We start from the raw sequence: 14254 nt of genomic DNA on the forward strand, positions 1-14254 counted from the left end.
CGACCCCGAGTGCACTCTCCTGCGCCGAGTGGGGGAGGGTGGAGACCGTCAGGGCACCTCGAAGATGAGGCACTAGGTCGGTGAGGGAAGACGTGAGCGACAACTCTGTAGTACTGCGGTACGACGGCAGCGAGTACACCTACCCGGTGATCGACAGCACCGTCGGCGACAAGGGCTTCGACATCGGGAAGCTCCGCGCTCAGACCGGTCTGGTGACACTGGACAGCGGCTACGGCAACACCGCGGCCTATAAATCCGGGGTCACGTATCTCGACGGCGAGGCGGGCATCCTCCGGTACCGCGGCTACCCGATCGAGCAGCTGGCGGAGCGCTCCACCTTCCTGGAGGTCGCCTACCTGCTGATCAACGGTGAGCTGCCGACCGTCGACGAGCTCTCCGTGTTCAAGGGCGACATCACGCAGCACACCCTGCTGCACGAGGACGTCAAGAACTTCTACAAGGGCTTCCCCCGCGACGCCCACCCGATGGCCATGCTGTCGTCGGTCGTCTCCGCGCTGTCGACGTTCTACCAGGACAGCCACAACCCGTTCGACGAGGAACAGCGCAACCTCTCCACCATCCGGCTGCTCGCCAAGCTTCCGACGATCGCGGCCTACGCGTACAAGAAGTCGGTCGGCCACCCGTTCGTCTACCCGCGCAACGATCTCGGCTACGTCGAGAACTTCCTGCGCATGACGTTCTCCGTCCCCGCGCAGGACTACGACCTCGACCCGGTCGTCGTGGCCGCCCTGGACAAGCTGCTGATCCTGCACGCGGACCACGAGCAGAACTGTTCGACCTCCACCGTGCGTCTGGTCGGCTCCTCGCAGGCGAACATGTTCGCCTCGATCTCCGCCGGCATCTCCGCCCTGTGGGGTCCGCTGCACGGTGGCGCCAACCAGTCGGTGCTGGAGATGCTCGAGGGCATCAAGGCCGACGGCGGCGACGTCGACTCCTTCATCCGCAAGGTGAAGAACAAGGAGGACGGCGTCCGGCTGATGGGCTTCGGCCACCGGGTCTACAAGAACTTCGACCCGCGCGCCCAGATCATCAAGGCCGCCGCGCACGATGTGCTGTCCGCTCTCGGCAAGTCCGACGAACTGCTGGACATCGCGCTGAAGCTGGAGGAGCACGCGCTCTCCGACGACTACTTCGTCTCGCGCAGCCTCTACCCGAACGTGGACTTCTACACCGGTCTGATCTACCGGGCCATGGGCTTCCCGACCGAGATGTTCACGGTCCTGTTCGCGCTGGGCCGGCTGCCGGGGTGGATCGCCCAGTGGCACGAGATGATCAAGGAGCCGGGGTCGCGGATCGGGCGTCCGCGGCAGATCTACACGGGTGTGGTCGAGCGGGACTTCATTCCGGTCGAGCAGCGCTGACACCTGCCGGTGGGGGTGCGTATGCGCCTCATGGCTCGTCGCCGAAGGGGTGTGGGGCGGCTGCCGGCCGGTCTGTGGCTGGTCGCGCAGTTCCCCGCGCCCCTTTGGGCGTGCTGCCCAGCCGGCCGCCCCAAGGCCGCGCCCCTCTGGGCGTGGCCATCGCACGGGTGCGATGCAAGGAAGAAGGCGCCCTGGCCGCCGGTCCCCCCACGGGCCGACGTACCAGGGCGCCTTCCCATGTCCCGGTGCGGATTCCCCCCACGGGATCCGGCCGGGCGTCTGTGAGAACAGCGCCTGAATCGCTGTGCGAGCGCGGGCGGACCTGAACCCGCCGCACTCGTCGGTGTGCGGTCTGCCGGGACAGCGCACATTCGGGAGGGCCGCTCAAAGCTCCCCGCTGGGTACGTGCCCCGGCAACGCAATCTCTGGGAAAGTCCCCCAAGACATTCCCCAGATGCCAGACGGCGCCCCCCAAGACGCTGCCTGACATCGCCAACTTAGACCTTCGAACCCCTTCGATGGTTACGTTCGGATCACTGTGATCTGCGTCTCTTGCATATGTCCCCTGGAGGCGCAAGAGTCCGCAAATCGCTCACGGGACCCAAGCGTAAGGAAGATGCGCGAGCCGTGTGAAGAGCTTATGTGAGGGTCGTACCGGACGACAGGGGTACACCCCAACTTGAGACCTCAATGAAACGCCCGTAGGCGCAGGCTGTTCGTCACCACGAAGACCGACGAGAACGCCATCGCCGCACCGGCGATCATCGGATTCAGCAGCCCCGCCGCGGCCAGCGGCAGCGCGGCCACGTTGTAGCCGAAGGCCCACACCAGGTTGCCCTTGATCGTGGCGAGGGTCCGGCGGGACAGCCGTATCGCGTCCGCCGCCACCCGCAGGTCGCCGCGGACCAGCGTCAGATCGCCGGCCTCGATCGCCGCGTCCGTGCCGGTGCCCATGGCGAGACCCAGATCGGCGACGGCCAGCGCGGCCGCGTCGTTGACACCGTCGCCGACCATGGCGACGGCGCGACCCTCGGCCTGCAGCCGCCGTACGACGTCGGCCTTGTCCTCGGGCAGCACCTCGGCGATCACCCGGTCGATGCCGACGGTCCGGGCCACCGACGCGGCCACGGTCCCGTTGTCACCGGTCAGCAGCACCGGCTCGAGCCCCAGCGCGCGCAGTTCGCGCACCGCCTCCGCGCTGGTCTCCTTGACCGTGTCCGCGACGGCGAGGACACCCCGTGCCACCCCGTCCCAGCCCGCCACGACGGCCGTACGGCCGTCCCGCTCGGCCTCGTCCTTCGCCCGCGCCAGCTCCGGCGGCAGTGCGTCGAGGAGGAGCCGCCCCACGGCCACCGCACGGCCCTCCACACGCCCGCGTACGCCCCTGCCGGGCACGTTCTCGAAGTGCTCCGCCCTCGGCAGCGCGCCGACGTGCTCCTCGGCGCCCGCTGCGATCGCGCGTGCGACGGGGTGCTCGGAGGCGTGCTCCAGGGCGCCCGCCAGCCGCAGCAGCTCCCGCTCGTCGGTGCCGTCGGCGGTGTGGACCGCCTGGAGGGTCATCCGGCCGGTGGTGACGGTGCCGGTCTTGTCCAGGACGACGGTGTCGACGCGACGGGTGGACTCCAGGACCTCCGGGCCCTTGATGAGGATGCCGAGCTGGGCACCGCGCCCGGTGCCGACCATCAGCGCGGTCGGCGTGGCCAGCCCCAGCGCGCAAGGGCAGGCGATGATCAGTACGGCGACGGCGGCGGTGAACGCGGCGACGGTGTCGCCCGTCGAGCCGAGCCACATCCCGAAGGTGCCGACCGCGATCAGCAGCACCACGGGGACGAAGATCCCGGAGATCCGGTCGGCGAGCCGCTGCACCTGCGCCTTGCCGGTCTGCGCGTCCTCGACCAGCTTCGCCATCCGCGCGAGCTGGGTGTCGGCGCCGACCCGGGCCGCCTCGACGACGAGCCGCCCGCCGGCGTTGACCGTGGCCCCGGTGACCGTGTCCCCGACGGTGACGTCCACGGGGACGGACTCGCCGGTCAGCATCGACGCGTCCACGGCGGACGAGCCCTCGACCACCGTGCCGTCCGTGGCGATCTTCTCCCCGGGCCGTACGACGAACCGGTCGCCCACCGTCAGCCGGTCCGCCGGAATCCGCACCTCCGCCCCGTCCCGCAGCACGGTCACGTCCTTGGCGCCCAGCTCCATCAGCGCCCGCAGGGCCGCTCCCGCGCGACGCTTGGAGCGGGCCTCGAGATAGCGGCCGAGCAGGATGAGCGCGGTGACGCCCGCGACCACCTCCAGATAGATCGCGGAGGCGCCGTCGGTGCGCGAGACGGTCAGTTCGAAGGGGTGCCGCATGCCGGGCATGCCCGCGTCGCCGAGGAACAGCGCCCACAGGGACCAGCCGAACGCGGTGAGCGTGCCCACGGACACCAGCGTGTCCATGGTGGCCGCGCCGTGCCGGAGATTGGTCCAGGCGGCCCGGTGGAACGGCGCGGCGCCCCACACGACGACGGGCGCGGCGAGGGTGAGCGAGAGCCACTGCCAGTTGTCGAACTGCAGCGGCGGGATCATCGCCAGCAGGACGACGGGGAAGGCGAGGAGCGCGGACCACACCAGGCGGTGGCGCAGGGCGGCCAGCTCCGGATCGGCCTCCCCGTCCTCGGCGGGCGCCTCGTCCCGCGCGGGCGCGGGTTCCTCGGCGGTGTAGCCGGTCCGTTCGACGGTGGTGATCAGGTCGGCGACCTCGAGGCCCGGCGGATAGGCGATGCGGGCCTTCTCCGTCGCGTAGTTCACCGTGGCGGTGACACCGTCCATCCGGTTGAGCTTCTTCTCGACGCGGGCCGCGCAGGAGGCGCAGGTCATCCCGCCGATGAGCAGCTCGACCTCCGAGCGGGCCGGCTGCCCGGCGGCCGGTGCCTGGGGGGCGGTGGTGCTGGTCATGTCCGGCACTCCGGGGTTGTGGCGAAGGGGGGTGGTGGCGTGCCGGGGCCGCGCGGTCAGCGGGTGGCCGGTGCGGCCCGGATCACGCCGTACGGAAGCGGGGGCCTGCGGTTCAGGCCCGGCCCGCCAGCTCGAAGCCGGCCTCGTCGACGGCGGCGCGGACGGCCTCCTCGTCGAGCGGGGCGGCGGAGACGACGGTCACCTCGCCCGAGGAGGCGACGGCCTGGACCGAGCTGACACCGGGGAGCTGGGAGAGCTCGCCGGAGACGGAGCCCTCGCAGTGGCCGCAGCTCATCCCGCTCACCTTGTAGACGGTGGTGACGGAGCCCTGGGTATCGGTCTGGGAGGTCATGTCGTTACTCCTCGTCGAGGCGTATGGGGTCGGTGTGGCCGTGGCCACGACTTCAGGTTATACCCCTAGGGGGTATGAATCCAAGTGTGGTGGCCGGGGCGGCGCGGGCCGGCCCACGGCCCTGCGGCAAGGCGCGACAAGCCGCGGTCCGCGGGATAGCGTTCCGCCGGAAGCGATGATCACGGGAAGGGGGGCGGTCATGCGAGCGGTGGTGTTCGAGCGGTACGGCGAACCGGCCGAGGTGCGGGAGGTCGCGGACCCGGAGCCGGCGGAGCACGGCGTCGTGGTCCGCGTCGAGGCCACCGGCCTGTGCCGCAGCGACTGGCACGGCTGGCAGGGCCACGACCCGGACATCGCCCTCCCGCACGTGCCCGGCCATGAACTCGCCGGCGTCGTCGAAGCGGCCGGCGCCCGGGTCACCGGCTGGCGGGCGGGCGACCGGGTCACCGTCCCGTTCGTCTGCGCCTGCGGCACCTGCCCCGCCTGCGCGGCCGGCGACCAGCAGGTGTGCGAGCGCCAGACCCAGCCCGGCTTCACCCACTGGGGCTCCTTCGCCCAGTACGTGGCCCTGGACCACGCCGACGTGAACCTCGTCGCCGTCCCCGACGGGATGTCCTTCGCGACCGCCGCCTCCCTCGGCTGCCGCTTCGCCACCGCCTATCGGGCGGTGGTGCGGCAGGGCCGCGTGGCGGCGGGGGAGTGGGTGGCCGTGCACGGCTGCGGCGGGGTGGGTCTGTCGGCGGTGATGATCGCGGCGGCCGCGGGCGCGCGGGTCGTCGCGGTCGACGTAGCACCGCGGGCGCTGGACCTGGCCCGGCGGTTCGGCGCGGCGGAATGCGTGGACGCGACGGCCGTACGGGATCCCGCGGAGGCGGTCCGCGACCTCACCGGTGGCGGCGCCCACCTCTCCCTGGACGCCCTCGGGGCGCCCGCCACCTGTGCCGCCTCCGTCAACGGGCTGCGCCGCCGGGGCCGCCACGTCCAGGTCGGCCTGCTGCCCTCACCGACGGGCACCACACCCGTCCCGATGGCCCGCGTCATCGCCCTGGAACTCGAACTTCTCGGCAGTCACGGCATGGCCGCGCACACCTACCCGCCGATGCTGGAACTGGTCCGGGCCGGCGTCCTTCGCCCCGACCTCCTGGTGACCTCCACCCTCACCCTGGACGCCGCCCCGGCCGCCCTCGCGGCCATGGGCGCCGCGGGAGCGGGAGCGGGCGTGACGGTCATCGAGCCCTGGGGTTGAGCCCCCGCGCCCCCGGCACCCCGCCCGGTCGCGGGCAGTCGTGCCGCAGGGCGGCACGGGTGGGCGCGACGGCACCCCGTTGGCGCCGGGCTGCGCCGCGTCCCCCCGGCCCGCACCCGCACCGTTGACCGGTGCGCAGCGGGGGTGGGGGCACTTGACGGCGTTCGCCGGGTGCCGCTGCGCCCACCCGTTCCGGTCCCAGCGGCACGACTGCCCGCGGCTGCGGCTCAGCCCTAGTTCCGCCCCCGGTTGCTCGGGCGGGAGGCGACCCAGGCGCGGACGGTGTCGGCGTACCAGTAGGGTTTTCCGCCCTCCACCCGGTCCGGCGGAGGCAGCAGGCCGTGCTTGCGGTACGAGCGGACGGTGTCGGGCTGCACCTTGATGTGGGCGGCGATGTCCTTGTAGGACCACAGCGATCGGTCGGTCATGGTGGCACCTCCCCGCGCGCCACGGCGACGGCCGGGGGCGGCCGTCAGGGGGAGCCGGGAGCGCGCTGGTGATCAGGCATGCGTTGTGCCCGGTGAACGAGGCCCGCCGGCGGGAGGGCAGGGGCTGTGCGCCGGGTGTGACGGAAGGCCCGCGCACGTGTGACGCCCGTGACAGCGCGGGAGTGTTTGTGACAGCAATGCCACACAGGCGCACGCCGGTTCACCGGCGGGGCGCGTTGACATGGAGGGGTCGCACGGTACCGGCGGGTAGGGACGGCGGGTCGGGTAAGAGACCGTCAAGTTCTCGTCCGAATGTCCGGACAAAACATTGACAGGGCTTCACGCCCCGGGCTAGAAACCGGGGGGAACGGTAGCGCCGTGACGCCGACGAGATCGACGCGGCGCTCGACGCCGGTGCCGTCACATGACGACGCCGTACGCCCCACAGCCCACGACCGACACCAACGCACGACCAGCACCACAGGGCAGGACCCGTACCACCCGTACCACCCGTACCACCCGTACCACCCGTACCACCCGCACCACCCGCACCACCCGCACCACCCCACCGATCGCCTCCGGCGCGGGAGGCCGCTTCGCTTTGGCAGGAGCGAAGAGCGAGCGACGACTCCCCGCCCGCCGCGGCCCCGCGCCGGAGGTCCCACCCGAGCCCCATGTGTCTATGCGGAGACCGGAACGGCCGACACTGTGTCGGCCCCGTCCGGCCGCCCGGACCTGGTGGGATGGACCCGTGGCCGGGCCACACGAACCGCATGAGCTGTAGGAACGGCACGTCTCCACCCGTCGCCGCCATCTGTGAAGGAGTTCTCGGTCATGACGAAGATCGTCAACCACTGGATCGGCGGCAAGACCGCCGAAGGCGCCTCGGGTACGTACGGTCCGGTGACGGACCCGGCGACCGGCGAGGTCACCACGAAGGTCGCGTTCGCCTCCGTCGAGGAGGTCGACGCCGCCGTCGCCGCCGCCAAGGAGGCGTACCTGAGCTGGGGCCAGTCCTCGCTGGCCACCCGCACCGCGATCCTGTTCAAGTTCCGCGCGCTGCTCGACGCCCACCGCGACGAGATCGCCGAACTGATCACCGCCGAGCACGGCAAGGTGCACTCCGACGCGCTCGGCGAGGTCGCGCGCGGCCTGGAGATCGTCGACCTGGCCTGCGGGATCAACGTGCAGCTGAAGGGCGAGCTGTCCACGCAGGTAGCCAGCCGCGTCGACGTGTCGTCCATCCGCCAGCCGCTGGGCGTCGTCACCGGCATCACGCCGTTCAACTTCCCGGCCATGGTGCCGCTGTGGATGTTCCCGCTCGCCATCGCCTGCGGCAACACGTTCGTGCTGAAGCCGTCCGAGAAGGACCCGTCGGCCTCGGTCCGCCTCGCCGAACTGTTCTCCGAGGCCGGCCTCCCCGACGGCGTCCTCAACGTCGTCCACGGCGACAAGGTGGCCGTCGACCGCCTCCTCGCCCACCCCGACGTCAAGGCCGTCTCCTTCGTCGGCTCCACCCCGATCGCCCGCTACATCCACACCACCGCCTCCGCGAACGGCAAGCGCGTCCAGGCCCTCGGCGGCGCCAAGAACCACATGCTGGTCCTCCCCGACGCCGACCTCGACGCGGCGGCCGACGCGGCCGTCTCCGCCGCCTACGGCTCGGCGGGCGAGCGCTGCATGGCGATCTCCGCGGTCGTGGCGGTGGGCGCGATCGGTGACACGCTGGTGGAGAGGATCCGCGAGCGCGCCGAGAAGATCAAGATCGGCCCCGGCAACGACCCCGCCTCCGAGATGGGCCCGCTGATCACCGCGACCCACCGCGACAAGGTCGCCTCGTACGTGACCGGCGCGGCCGCCGAGGGCGCCGAAGTCGTCCTGGACGGCACCGGTTACACGGTGGACGGCCACGAGAACGGCCACTGGATCGGCATCTCCCTCCTCGACAGGGTCCCGACGACCGCCGCGGCCTACCAGGACGAGATCTTCGGCCCGGTCCTCTGCGTCCTGCGCGCGGACACCTACGAGGAAGCCCTCGCCCTCATCAACGCCTCGCCCTACGGCAACGGCACCGCGATCTTCACCCGCGACGGCGGCGCCGCCCGCCGCTTCCAGCTCGAGGTCGAGGCCGGCATGGTCGGCGTGAACGTCCCGATCCCGGTCCCCGTCGGCTACCACTCCTTCGGCGGCTGGAAGGACTCCCTCTTCGGCGACCACCACATCTACGGCAACGACGGCACGCACTTCTACACCCGCGGCAAGGTCGTCACCACCCGCTGGCCCGACCCGGCGGACGCCCCCACGGGCGTCGACCTCGGCTTCCCGCGCAACCACTGAGCGGACCCCGGACCTTCTGCGCCCCGCCTCCGCGTTCGCCGAGGCGGGGCACAGGCGTTTGTGCGGAACTGGGTGCGGAGGAGGGTTCGATCAGCGTGCCGCAGTTCGTGAACTGCGTCCGAGGCACGGTGGAACGTGACGCGCGGATCGTCGCCGCTGTTCCGCCGGGCGCGGACCGTGAAGCCTTGCGAGACCGCCCGGTCACCGCGACCGCCTTGGTGACCGCTCCAGCGGTGGAGCTCCCGAACCCGCGTGCTCAGCGCCTGCGTGGACGACGGTGTCGCCTCATTGTCCGGCCACCGCTGCTTACGCTTCCGGCTTTAGGCTGCGGACGTGATTGAGACCATCGTGTTCGACGTCGGCGAGACGATCACCCGGGACGACCGGTACTGGGCGTCTTGGGCCGACTGGCTGGACATCCCCCGCCACACCCTGTCCGCGCTCGTGGGTGCCGTCGTCGCCCGAGGGCAGGACAACGCCGAAGCTCTCCGCCTGGTACGGCCGGGCATCGACGTTGCTGCCGAGTACCAGGCCCGCGACGCCGCCGGCCGCGGGGAAGACCTGGACGAGAGCGACCTGTACGACGACGTCCGCCCGGCACTGACCGCGCTGCGCCGGCTGGGCATCCGCGTGGTCATCGCCGGGAACCAGACACCGCGCGCGGGGCAGTTGTTGCGGAGCCTGGACCTCCCGGCGGACCTGATCGTCACCTCGGGGGAGTGGGGCGTCGCGAAGCCGCAACCGGCCTTCTTCGAACGGGTCATCGAGGTCGCGCAGACGGTCCCGGAGGCGACCCTGTACGTGGGCGACCACCCGGCCAACGACGTGTTTCCCGCGAAGGCGGCAGGGCTGCGTACGGCGCACCTTCGCCGCGGACCATGGGGCTGCCTGTGGGCGGACGATCCGGAGGTAGTGGCGCAAGCGGACTGGCGGGTCGACAGCCTTACCCAGCTCACCGGCATCGTCGGCGCCTGAGCACGAAACGGCCTCACCAGACGGGCGGTTGACGAGGCCGTTCCAGCGCACTGGGACGTGGGACTCATCCCCGCACGGCCCCGACGGGCCAGACGACGTCTACGGGGAATCCGGCTGCGCGGGCTTCCTGGACAGTGTCTGCCGTGCCGCCGCCCTTGCCGCTCGGGGGCGTGCCGTCCCAGACAGCGACCAGACGGTCGGCCCGGTGCAGCAGCGTGCGATTGGCCTCCTCATAGGCGGCTCGGTTCGCCGTCTCGTTATCGAGTACGACGACATCGTCCGCGGCCTGCACGAGCTGATCGAACGCGTCGGCGTGGTCGGGTTTGACCTTGCTCTGCCGGTAGTCCTTCGAGGGGATGACCACGACCAGGCGGCCACCCAGCTCGAGGACGACTTCAGCGAACAGGGTGTCGGATCCCCTGGCGATGCACGAGACGCCCGTGAGGCCGTCGGCGTAGGGCCGGAGTGTCTCTCGTAGCGCATCACGCACCAGGTGCACGCTGCTGTCGGTCAGGTCCATGTGCCCGGTCACGGCGATCGTGGTCACGGTGCTCCTTCAACTCGACAGGACGTCGCGGATCCTTGCCCGCGCCTCGCCGACCGTACGCGATGCCGACCGGCCCACGGTGTACGGGTACAGCTGCCCGAGCTGGGCGCGGACACGACTTGAGCGGGTCCGGGCAGCAGCGTCGACTGCGTGATGTGTGTGTTCGACCGCGCCGGTCAGATCCCCGATCAGGAAGTGGCACTCCGCAAGCCCGATCAGATCCAGGGCGTGGCTACGCCCTGCCTCCGAGCCACGTCCGGCGAGCGCACCGCGGATGTTTCCGGCAGCGGCCTCCGCATGTTTCTGTGGATCTGCGCGAGCCATGTCCAGCAGACGGCCGCCGGTGACACCGGCCAGCTCCGCACTGTCGAAGTACGCGATCCAGTAGGGCTCTTCGTCCCCGTCGGCGTCGGCGAGTGCTTCCTCCGCCTCGCTGGTGGCCCGGCGGAATGCCGCAGCCCGGCCCATGGCCGCGTATGCCCATGCCTCCCGCGTGTGCAGCATGGCCCGCAAACGCGGGCTGGTTGTTCTTCCGGTGCCCTTTTGTGCCAGGTGTGCGAGTTCGAGAGCGTCCTGCGGGCGGTCCAGGTACAGCATCTGCCGCGCCATGCCGGCCAGCACGTTGGCGCCGAATGCGGTGTCGTCGGCAGCGTGAGCAGCGCGCAGCGCCAAGAGGTAGTAGTCCTGTGCCTGTTTCTGGTGTCCAGAGTCCCAGGCCATGGTTGCTGCGGTCCCACCGAGGTAGGCCATCACCTGGAACAGCCCCTGTTTGACGTCCGGTGCCTGGTGGTCCTCCAGGTGGCCGACTACCTCGTTGAGTTGTCCGACGACCGCCTTGCGGCGGAGGCCGCCTCCGAACCGGTGGTCCCACGCGCGGAAGGCACGGGCTGTCGACTCCAGTTCGTGGACCTCACGCCGGCCGATACGGCCGCGGCGGTGGCCCTGATCGACCTGAGGGGCGGGCTGGAGCCATTCTTCCAGGGTGTCGAGCAGGGGTGCTCCGGACAGAGTGGCGCCGGCGAGGGCACGGGTTGCGGTGCGGCGGTTCATCACGAGGTCGCTCCTGGTCAGGTCTGCGGCCAGGTGCACTGTCACTGCGGGACACCAAGCGGCGCCTTCAGAGCGCTGTGCGGTAGGCGGAGTCGGCGGGTCGGGGATGTCGGGCTGTTCTTCCCACGGGCGGTCGGCGAGGCCGACGAGATGTCCGGGGATGCGCAACCCGTCTGCGATGCGGCAGATCACATCGAAGCTCGTGACCTGCTGCTGGCCGCTGATGATCGTGGAGACCTTGCCGGGGGTGAGCTGGCAGGCCGACGCGATGCGGTTCTGGGACAGGCCGCCCCACTTCTTGATCAGTGAGAAGGCCGCGGCAAAGTCGTGCTCTGCCAGGGCTCGCTTCACGTCGTCTCGTTCGAGGACCTCGGGAGCGAGCGGGCCGTGGGTGATGGCGTCCAGGGGGCGACTTCCGTAGTGATGGTAGGCGCTTCGTCACGCATCTACGGAATCAGGAACGAGCGTATTACCACGTCGGTAACCCCAGCCGGTTATACCGCAGTTGTGCGCGGGCGGCGACCCTCGATGCGTGACAGACAAGACCCCGGCAACCGCGCTGCGAGCGGCCCCGGGGCGTGGCCAACGCTGCGAAGGAGCGTCAACACCATGAACGCTACAGCCCCGCCGAAGCCGGGCGTCAAGCCGGGGACCGGAGTCAAGATGACGATTCAGGTCTACATCGTGGACGCGCAGAGGACCGTCGTCGAGGACCGCGGCGAGCTGGTCGCCGTCGGGTTCGGGGAGGACCCGGCCGCGCTCGCCCCTGACGCCTACGGCTTCCCGCCCTGCCGGTGCCCTCGTCACCGTGCCTGCCTGGCGGTGGCCCGGTGAGCGCCGCCCGCCCGGACACGCAGACCACGCCGGTCGACCTCGTCACGATGCGCGAGGTCGTGAACCGGCTGCTGGACCCCGACGCCGTCCCCGAGGCTCCGCCGCCGACCGGTGACGAGATTCAGACGCTGACCACCCTCGTGCGCGGTCACCTTGCGCTGCTGGTCCCCGAGGTGGAGGCGGCGGCCCGGAAGTTGGAGCCGGGCAGCGTCCACCGCTACACCGTGCTCGGGTGTGTGTGGGAGGCCCGCAGCAGGCTGGAGACGCAGCCGTCCCCCCGCTTCGGCGGCGCCCCGGCTACGCCCGGCGTCTGGCCCGTGCGCTGAATGCCCTGTGCGACCACCACGAGACGCTGACCAAGGCGGCGGTGGCCGCGCACGCGCCCGTGTGCCGGGCCTGCCGTGAGCCGATCGAGGACCCCGACGACGCCGTCTACCTCGGGCACGAGGAAGGGAACTCGGGGCCCGGCTGGGACATCCACGCGCACCGTGCGCACACCGACCAGGCCGGCCCGGACCCGGTCGCGGAACGCGCCGTGGCGGGCGTCCTCATTGTGAAGGCCCTGGTGCGGTGAAGGCCGGCGTCGGCCTGCTGACCTACGTGGCCCTCGTCTCGGGCCCGGTCCTCGCCGTGGTGCTGGCGCGAACCCCCAGCTGACGCACCCCCATGGCGACCGCAGGGCCAGGGTCGCACCCCATACGCCCGTCCCGTCGGAAGGCCCGCAAGCCTCCGGCGGGACGGGTCCCACAAGCCCCCGCCCCAGGACCCCCGAACCCTGGACAGGCCGAGCCCTGAGGCGGGCCTGCAATGCCCCACCACTCAATCATCAGAGGAGCGAGCATGTCTGCACCAGTCATGCAGTCCGTGTCGGCGAGGACACTTGTCAACACGGACTTCTTCATCCGCCTGAGCAGGCGCGTCGCCAAGACCACCGCCCTCGAGCAGGCGCGAGCCGAGGCCATCACGGACCAGGCTCTCGCCTACCTCGCCACGTCGGCGGGCAAGCCCAAGGGGGCGCCGACGCTGTACATGAGCGCGGACGTCGACCCGGCCTGGCACGAGTTCATGACTTTCACCGCCGAGTACGACGCGTTCTTCCAGCGGCCGGGCTGGCACAAGGTCCACCACAACCCCTGCGACGGCTGGGGTGGCGCGACCTATCCCGCGCCCGAGGCCGCCATCCCGCCCACCGTCGACGCCATCCGGGCCGCCGGGTACGCGGCGATCCCGGAGTTGTGGACCACCAAGGTGGATTGCGGGGACACCTGCGGCGACGACGGCGGCACGCCCGACCCGCTGCCCTGCGGTGACCACGGCTGACCTCTGACCTCGTGAGGGGTGGCCGACACCGCCCGTACGGAGACGGGTCGGCCACCGGGAAGAAGGGGACGCATCGATGGCGAGGAACCTGAGCAGCACTGGCAGGGTCACGATCTTCTCGACGCTGCATGACTGGGAGACCGGCTCCCGCTGCATCCTGACCTACACGACCATGGACACCGGTCTGACCGCGGTCCTCGGCGTGCTCCCCGTCGAAGGCAACCAATTCGAGCCCGGCGACCTGCTCGCCCTTGGCGGACGCCACGGGTTTGTCGGCGAGTGGAAGGGAAGCCACGAGCAGCGGTGCGCCTGCTGGCTGGCCTGCACCGGCTACGGGTCCCGGACCGTGATGAAGCCCGGCACCATCGACGCGCCGGACGCCGACTGGTCGCTCGATATGGCGCACGCGGTCGACTTGGACAGCACCTACTACGGCCACCGGCGGGTAGTGGCGGGCCGCATGACGCTGGACGATCCGACGCTGACCGAGCGAGCCCACGCGCTCCTGAAACGTCCGCTAGTCGCCGCGTAGCCCTCCGAGACCGGCCCCGTCCGTCCGTTGCCCCCGCGGCTGATGGGCGGGGCCTCTTGCTGCCGGCGTCCCGGCCGAAGTGCTCGCCCAACTGCACCTGACTCAGGTGGGCGGAGTGCCCCCGCGTCGGCGGGGAGGACCGGTACTCCCCGACGGGGAGCCACACGTCCGGCGGAACACCCCCGCGTCCGCGGGGGTGTGGCGGTGTCCCGTTCCGGCTCCTTGGGGGGCGTGTACTGCACCCGCGGTACGCGGCGGTGTTCGTGTACGCCCCCGGGAGGTCCCCGGGTTCGGTCTGCGGTCGACATCCGGAC

At 71.1% G+C, this 14254-nt stretch carries 14 protein-coding genes and 1 pseudogene; 10 read left to right on the plus strand and 5 right to left on the minus strand.

Annotated features, from left to right (window positions below):
* Positions 1-92 precede the first annotated feature (92 nt).
* Positions 93-1382 carry a citrate synthase gene (locus ACGFR9_RS19825; RefSeq protein ID WP_393210123.1) on the plus strand — a complete coding sequence of 430 codons (1290 nt, stop codon included), beginning with the start codon at positions 93-95 and terminating at the stop codon, positions 1380-1382.
* Positions 1383-2069: 687 nt separating this feature from the next.
* Here the strand turns inward: ACGFR9_RS19825 and ACGFR9_RS19830 are convergent.
* Together ACGFR9_RS19830 and ACGFR9_RS19835 are read right to left on the minus strand one after the other, a co-directional pair.
* Entirely contained in the window at positions 2070-4319 is a 2250-nt protein-coding gene (locus ACGFR9_RS19830; protein ID WP_393210126.1) for a heavy metal translocating P-type ATPase, read from the minus strand.
* 112 nt (positions 4320-4431) lie between these two features.
* Positions 4432-4671, minus strand: a complete 240-nt coding sequence (locus ACGFR9_RS19835) for a heavy-metal-associated domain-containing protein (RefSeq protein WP_393210129.1) — start codon at positions 4669-4671, stop codon at positions 4432-4434.
* Positions 4672-4870: 199 nt separating this feature from the next.
* On the opposite strand from ACGFR9_RS19835, the gene ACGFR9_RS19840 reads away from it, so the two are divergent.
* Positions 4871-5917 carry a zinc-dependent alcohol dehydrogenase family protein gene (locus tag ACGFR9_RS19840; protein ID WP_393210132.1) on the plus strand — a complete coding sequence of 349 codons (1047 nt, stop codon included), beginning with the start codon at positions 4871-4873 and terminating at the stop codon, positions 5915-5917.
* A gap of 233 nt (positions 5918-6150) precedes the next feature.
* On the opposite strand, the gene ACGFR9_RS19845 is transcribed toward ACGFR9_RS19840, so the two are convergent.
* Positions 6151-6345 (minus strand): helix-turn-helix transcriptional regulator, encoded by a 195-nt coding sequence (locus tag ACGFR9_RS19845; RefSeq protein WP_393210135.1) that lies wholly within the window; start codon positions 6343-6345, stop codon positions 6151-6153.
* Between the two features lie 571 nt (positions 6346-6916).
* On the opposite strand from ACGFR9_RS19845, the pseudogene ACGFR9_RS19850 reads away from it, so the two are divergent.
* The 3 genes and pseudogenes from ACGFR9_RS19850 to ACGFR9_RS19860 all read left to right on the plus strand — a co-directional run.
* Positions 6917-7015 (plus strand): annotated as a pseudogene (locus ACGFR9_RS19850) (5-deoxy-glucuronate isomerase); the annotation flags it as partial.
* Positions 7016-7179: 164 nt separating this feature from the next.
* The gene (mmsA, locus tag ACGFR9_RS19855) at positions 7180-8682 is read left to right on the plus strand and encodes a CoA-acylating methylmalonate-semialdehyde dehydrogenase (protein ID WP_393210138.1); all 1503 of its coding nucleotides are present in this window, start codon (positions 7180-7182) and stop codon (positions 8680-8682) included.
* A gap of 333 nt (positions 8683-9015) precedes the next feature.
* Positions 9016-9657 (plus strand): HAD family hydrolase, encoded by a 642-nt coding sequence (locus tag ACGFR9_RS19860; protein WP_393210141.1) that lies wholly within the window; start codon positions 9016-9018, stop codon positions 9655-9657.
* Between the two features lie 64 nt (positions 9658-9721).
* Here the strand turns inward: ACGFR9_RS19860 and ACGFR9_RS19865 are convergent, their stop codons facing one another.
* Entirely contained in the window at positions 9722-10204 is a 483-nt protein-coding gene (locus tag ACGFR9_RS19865; protein WP_393210144.1) for a hypothetical protein, read from the minus strand.
* Positions 10205-10213: 9 nt separating this feature from the next.
* On the minus strand, positions 10214-11659 hold the full coding sequence (locus tag ACGFR9_RS19870) for a helix-turn-helix domain-containing protein (RefSeq protein ID WP_393210427.1): 1446 nt from the start codon (positions 11657-11659) through the stop codon (positions 10214-10216).
* Between the two features lie 204 nt (positions 11660-11863).
* Between ACGFR9_RS19870 and ACGFR9_RS19875 the strand changes: the two genes are divergently transcribed.
* The 5 genes from ACGFR9_RS19875 (at position 11864) to ACGFR9_RS19895 (ending at position 13940) form a co-directional block, all read left to right on the plus strand.
* The gene (locus ACGFR9_RS19875; protein ID WP_393210147.1) at positions 11864-12088 is read left to right on the plus strand and encodes a hypothetical protein; all 225 of its coding nucleotides are present in this window, start codon (positions 11864-11866) and stop codon (positions 12086-12088) included.
* Complete coding sequence (locus ACGFR9_RS19880) at positions 12085-12414, plus strand: DUF6415 family natural product biosynthesis protein (protein ID WP_393210150.1); 330 nt, start codon at positions 12085-12087, stop codon at positions 12412-12414. The genes ACGFR9_RS19875 and ACGFR9_RS19880 overlap by 4 nt, the downstream gene beginning before the upstream one ends.
* 41 nt (positions 12415-12455) lie before the next feature.
* Complete coding sequence (locus tag ACGFR9_RS19885) at positions 12456-12662, plus strand: hypothetical protein (RefSeq protein WP_393210153.1); 207 nt, start codon at positions 12456-12458, stop codon at positions 12660-12662.
* A gap of 266 nt (positions 12663-12928) precedes the next feature.
* Entirely contained in the window at positions 12929-13408 is a 480-nt protein-coding gene (locus tag ACGFR9_RS19890) for a hypothetical protein (protein WP_393210156.1), read from the plus strand.
* 76 nt (positions 13409-13484) lie between these two features.
* On the plus strand, positions 13485-13940 hold the full coding sequence (locus ACGFR9_RS19895; RefSeq protein WP_393210159.1) for a hypothetical protein: 456 nt from the start codon (positions 13485-13487) through the stop codon (positions 13938-13940).
* Positions 13941-14254 lie beyond the last annotated feature (314 nt).

Origin of the sequence: Streptomyces sp. NPDC048584 (assembly GCF_043199595.1) — a bacterium.
Classification (GTDB): domain Bacteria; phylum Actinomycetota; class Actinomycetes; order Streptomycetales; family Streptomycetaceae; genus Streptomyces; species Streptomyces edwardsiae.

What these genes read in the sequence shown, in the direction of transcription:
- ACGFR9_RS19830 (WP_393210126.1), bottom strand. Translation starts at nt 4,319, where the DNA reads ATGACCAGCACCACCGCCCCCCAGGCACCGGCCGCCGGGCAGCCGGCC.
- ACGFR9_RS19835 (WP_393210129.1), bottom strand. Translation starts at nt 4,671, where the DNA reads ATGACCTCCCAGACCGATACCCAGGGCTCCGTCACCACCGTCTACAAG.
- ACGFR9_RS19840 (WP_393210132.1), top strand. Translation starts at nt 4,871, where the DNA reads ATGCGAGCGGTGGTGTTCGAGCGGTACGGCGAACCGGCCGAGGTGCGG.
- ACGFR9_RS19845 (WP_393210135.1), bottom strand. Translation starts at nt 6,345, where the DNA reads ATGACCGACCGATCGCTGTGGTCCTACAAGGACATCGCCGCCCACATC.
- mmsA (WP_393210138.1), top strand. Translation starts at nt 7,180, where the DNA reads ATGACGAAGATCGTCAACCACTGGATCGGCGGCAAGACCGCCGAAGGC.
- ACGFR9_RS19875 (WP_393210147.1), top strand. Translation starts at nt 11,864, where the DNA reads ATGAACGCTACAGCCCCGCCGAAGCCGGGCGTCAAGCCGGGGACCGGA.
- ACGFR9_RS19890 (WP_393210156.1), top strand. Translation starts at nt 12,929, where the DNA reads ATGTCTGCACCAGTCATGCAGTCCGTGTCGGCGAGGACACTTGTCAAC.
- ACGFR9_RS19895 (WP_393210159.1), top strand. Translation starts at nt 13,485, where the DNA reads ATGGCGAGGAACCTGAGCAGCACTGGCAGGGTCACGATCTTCTCGACG.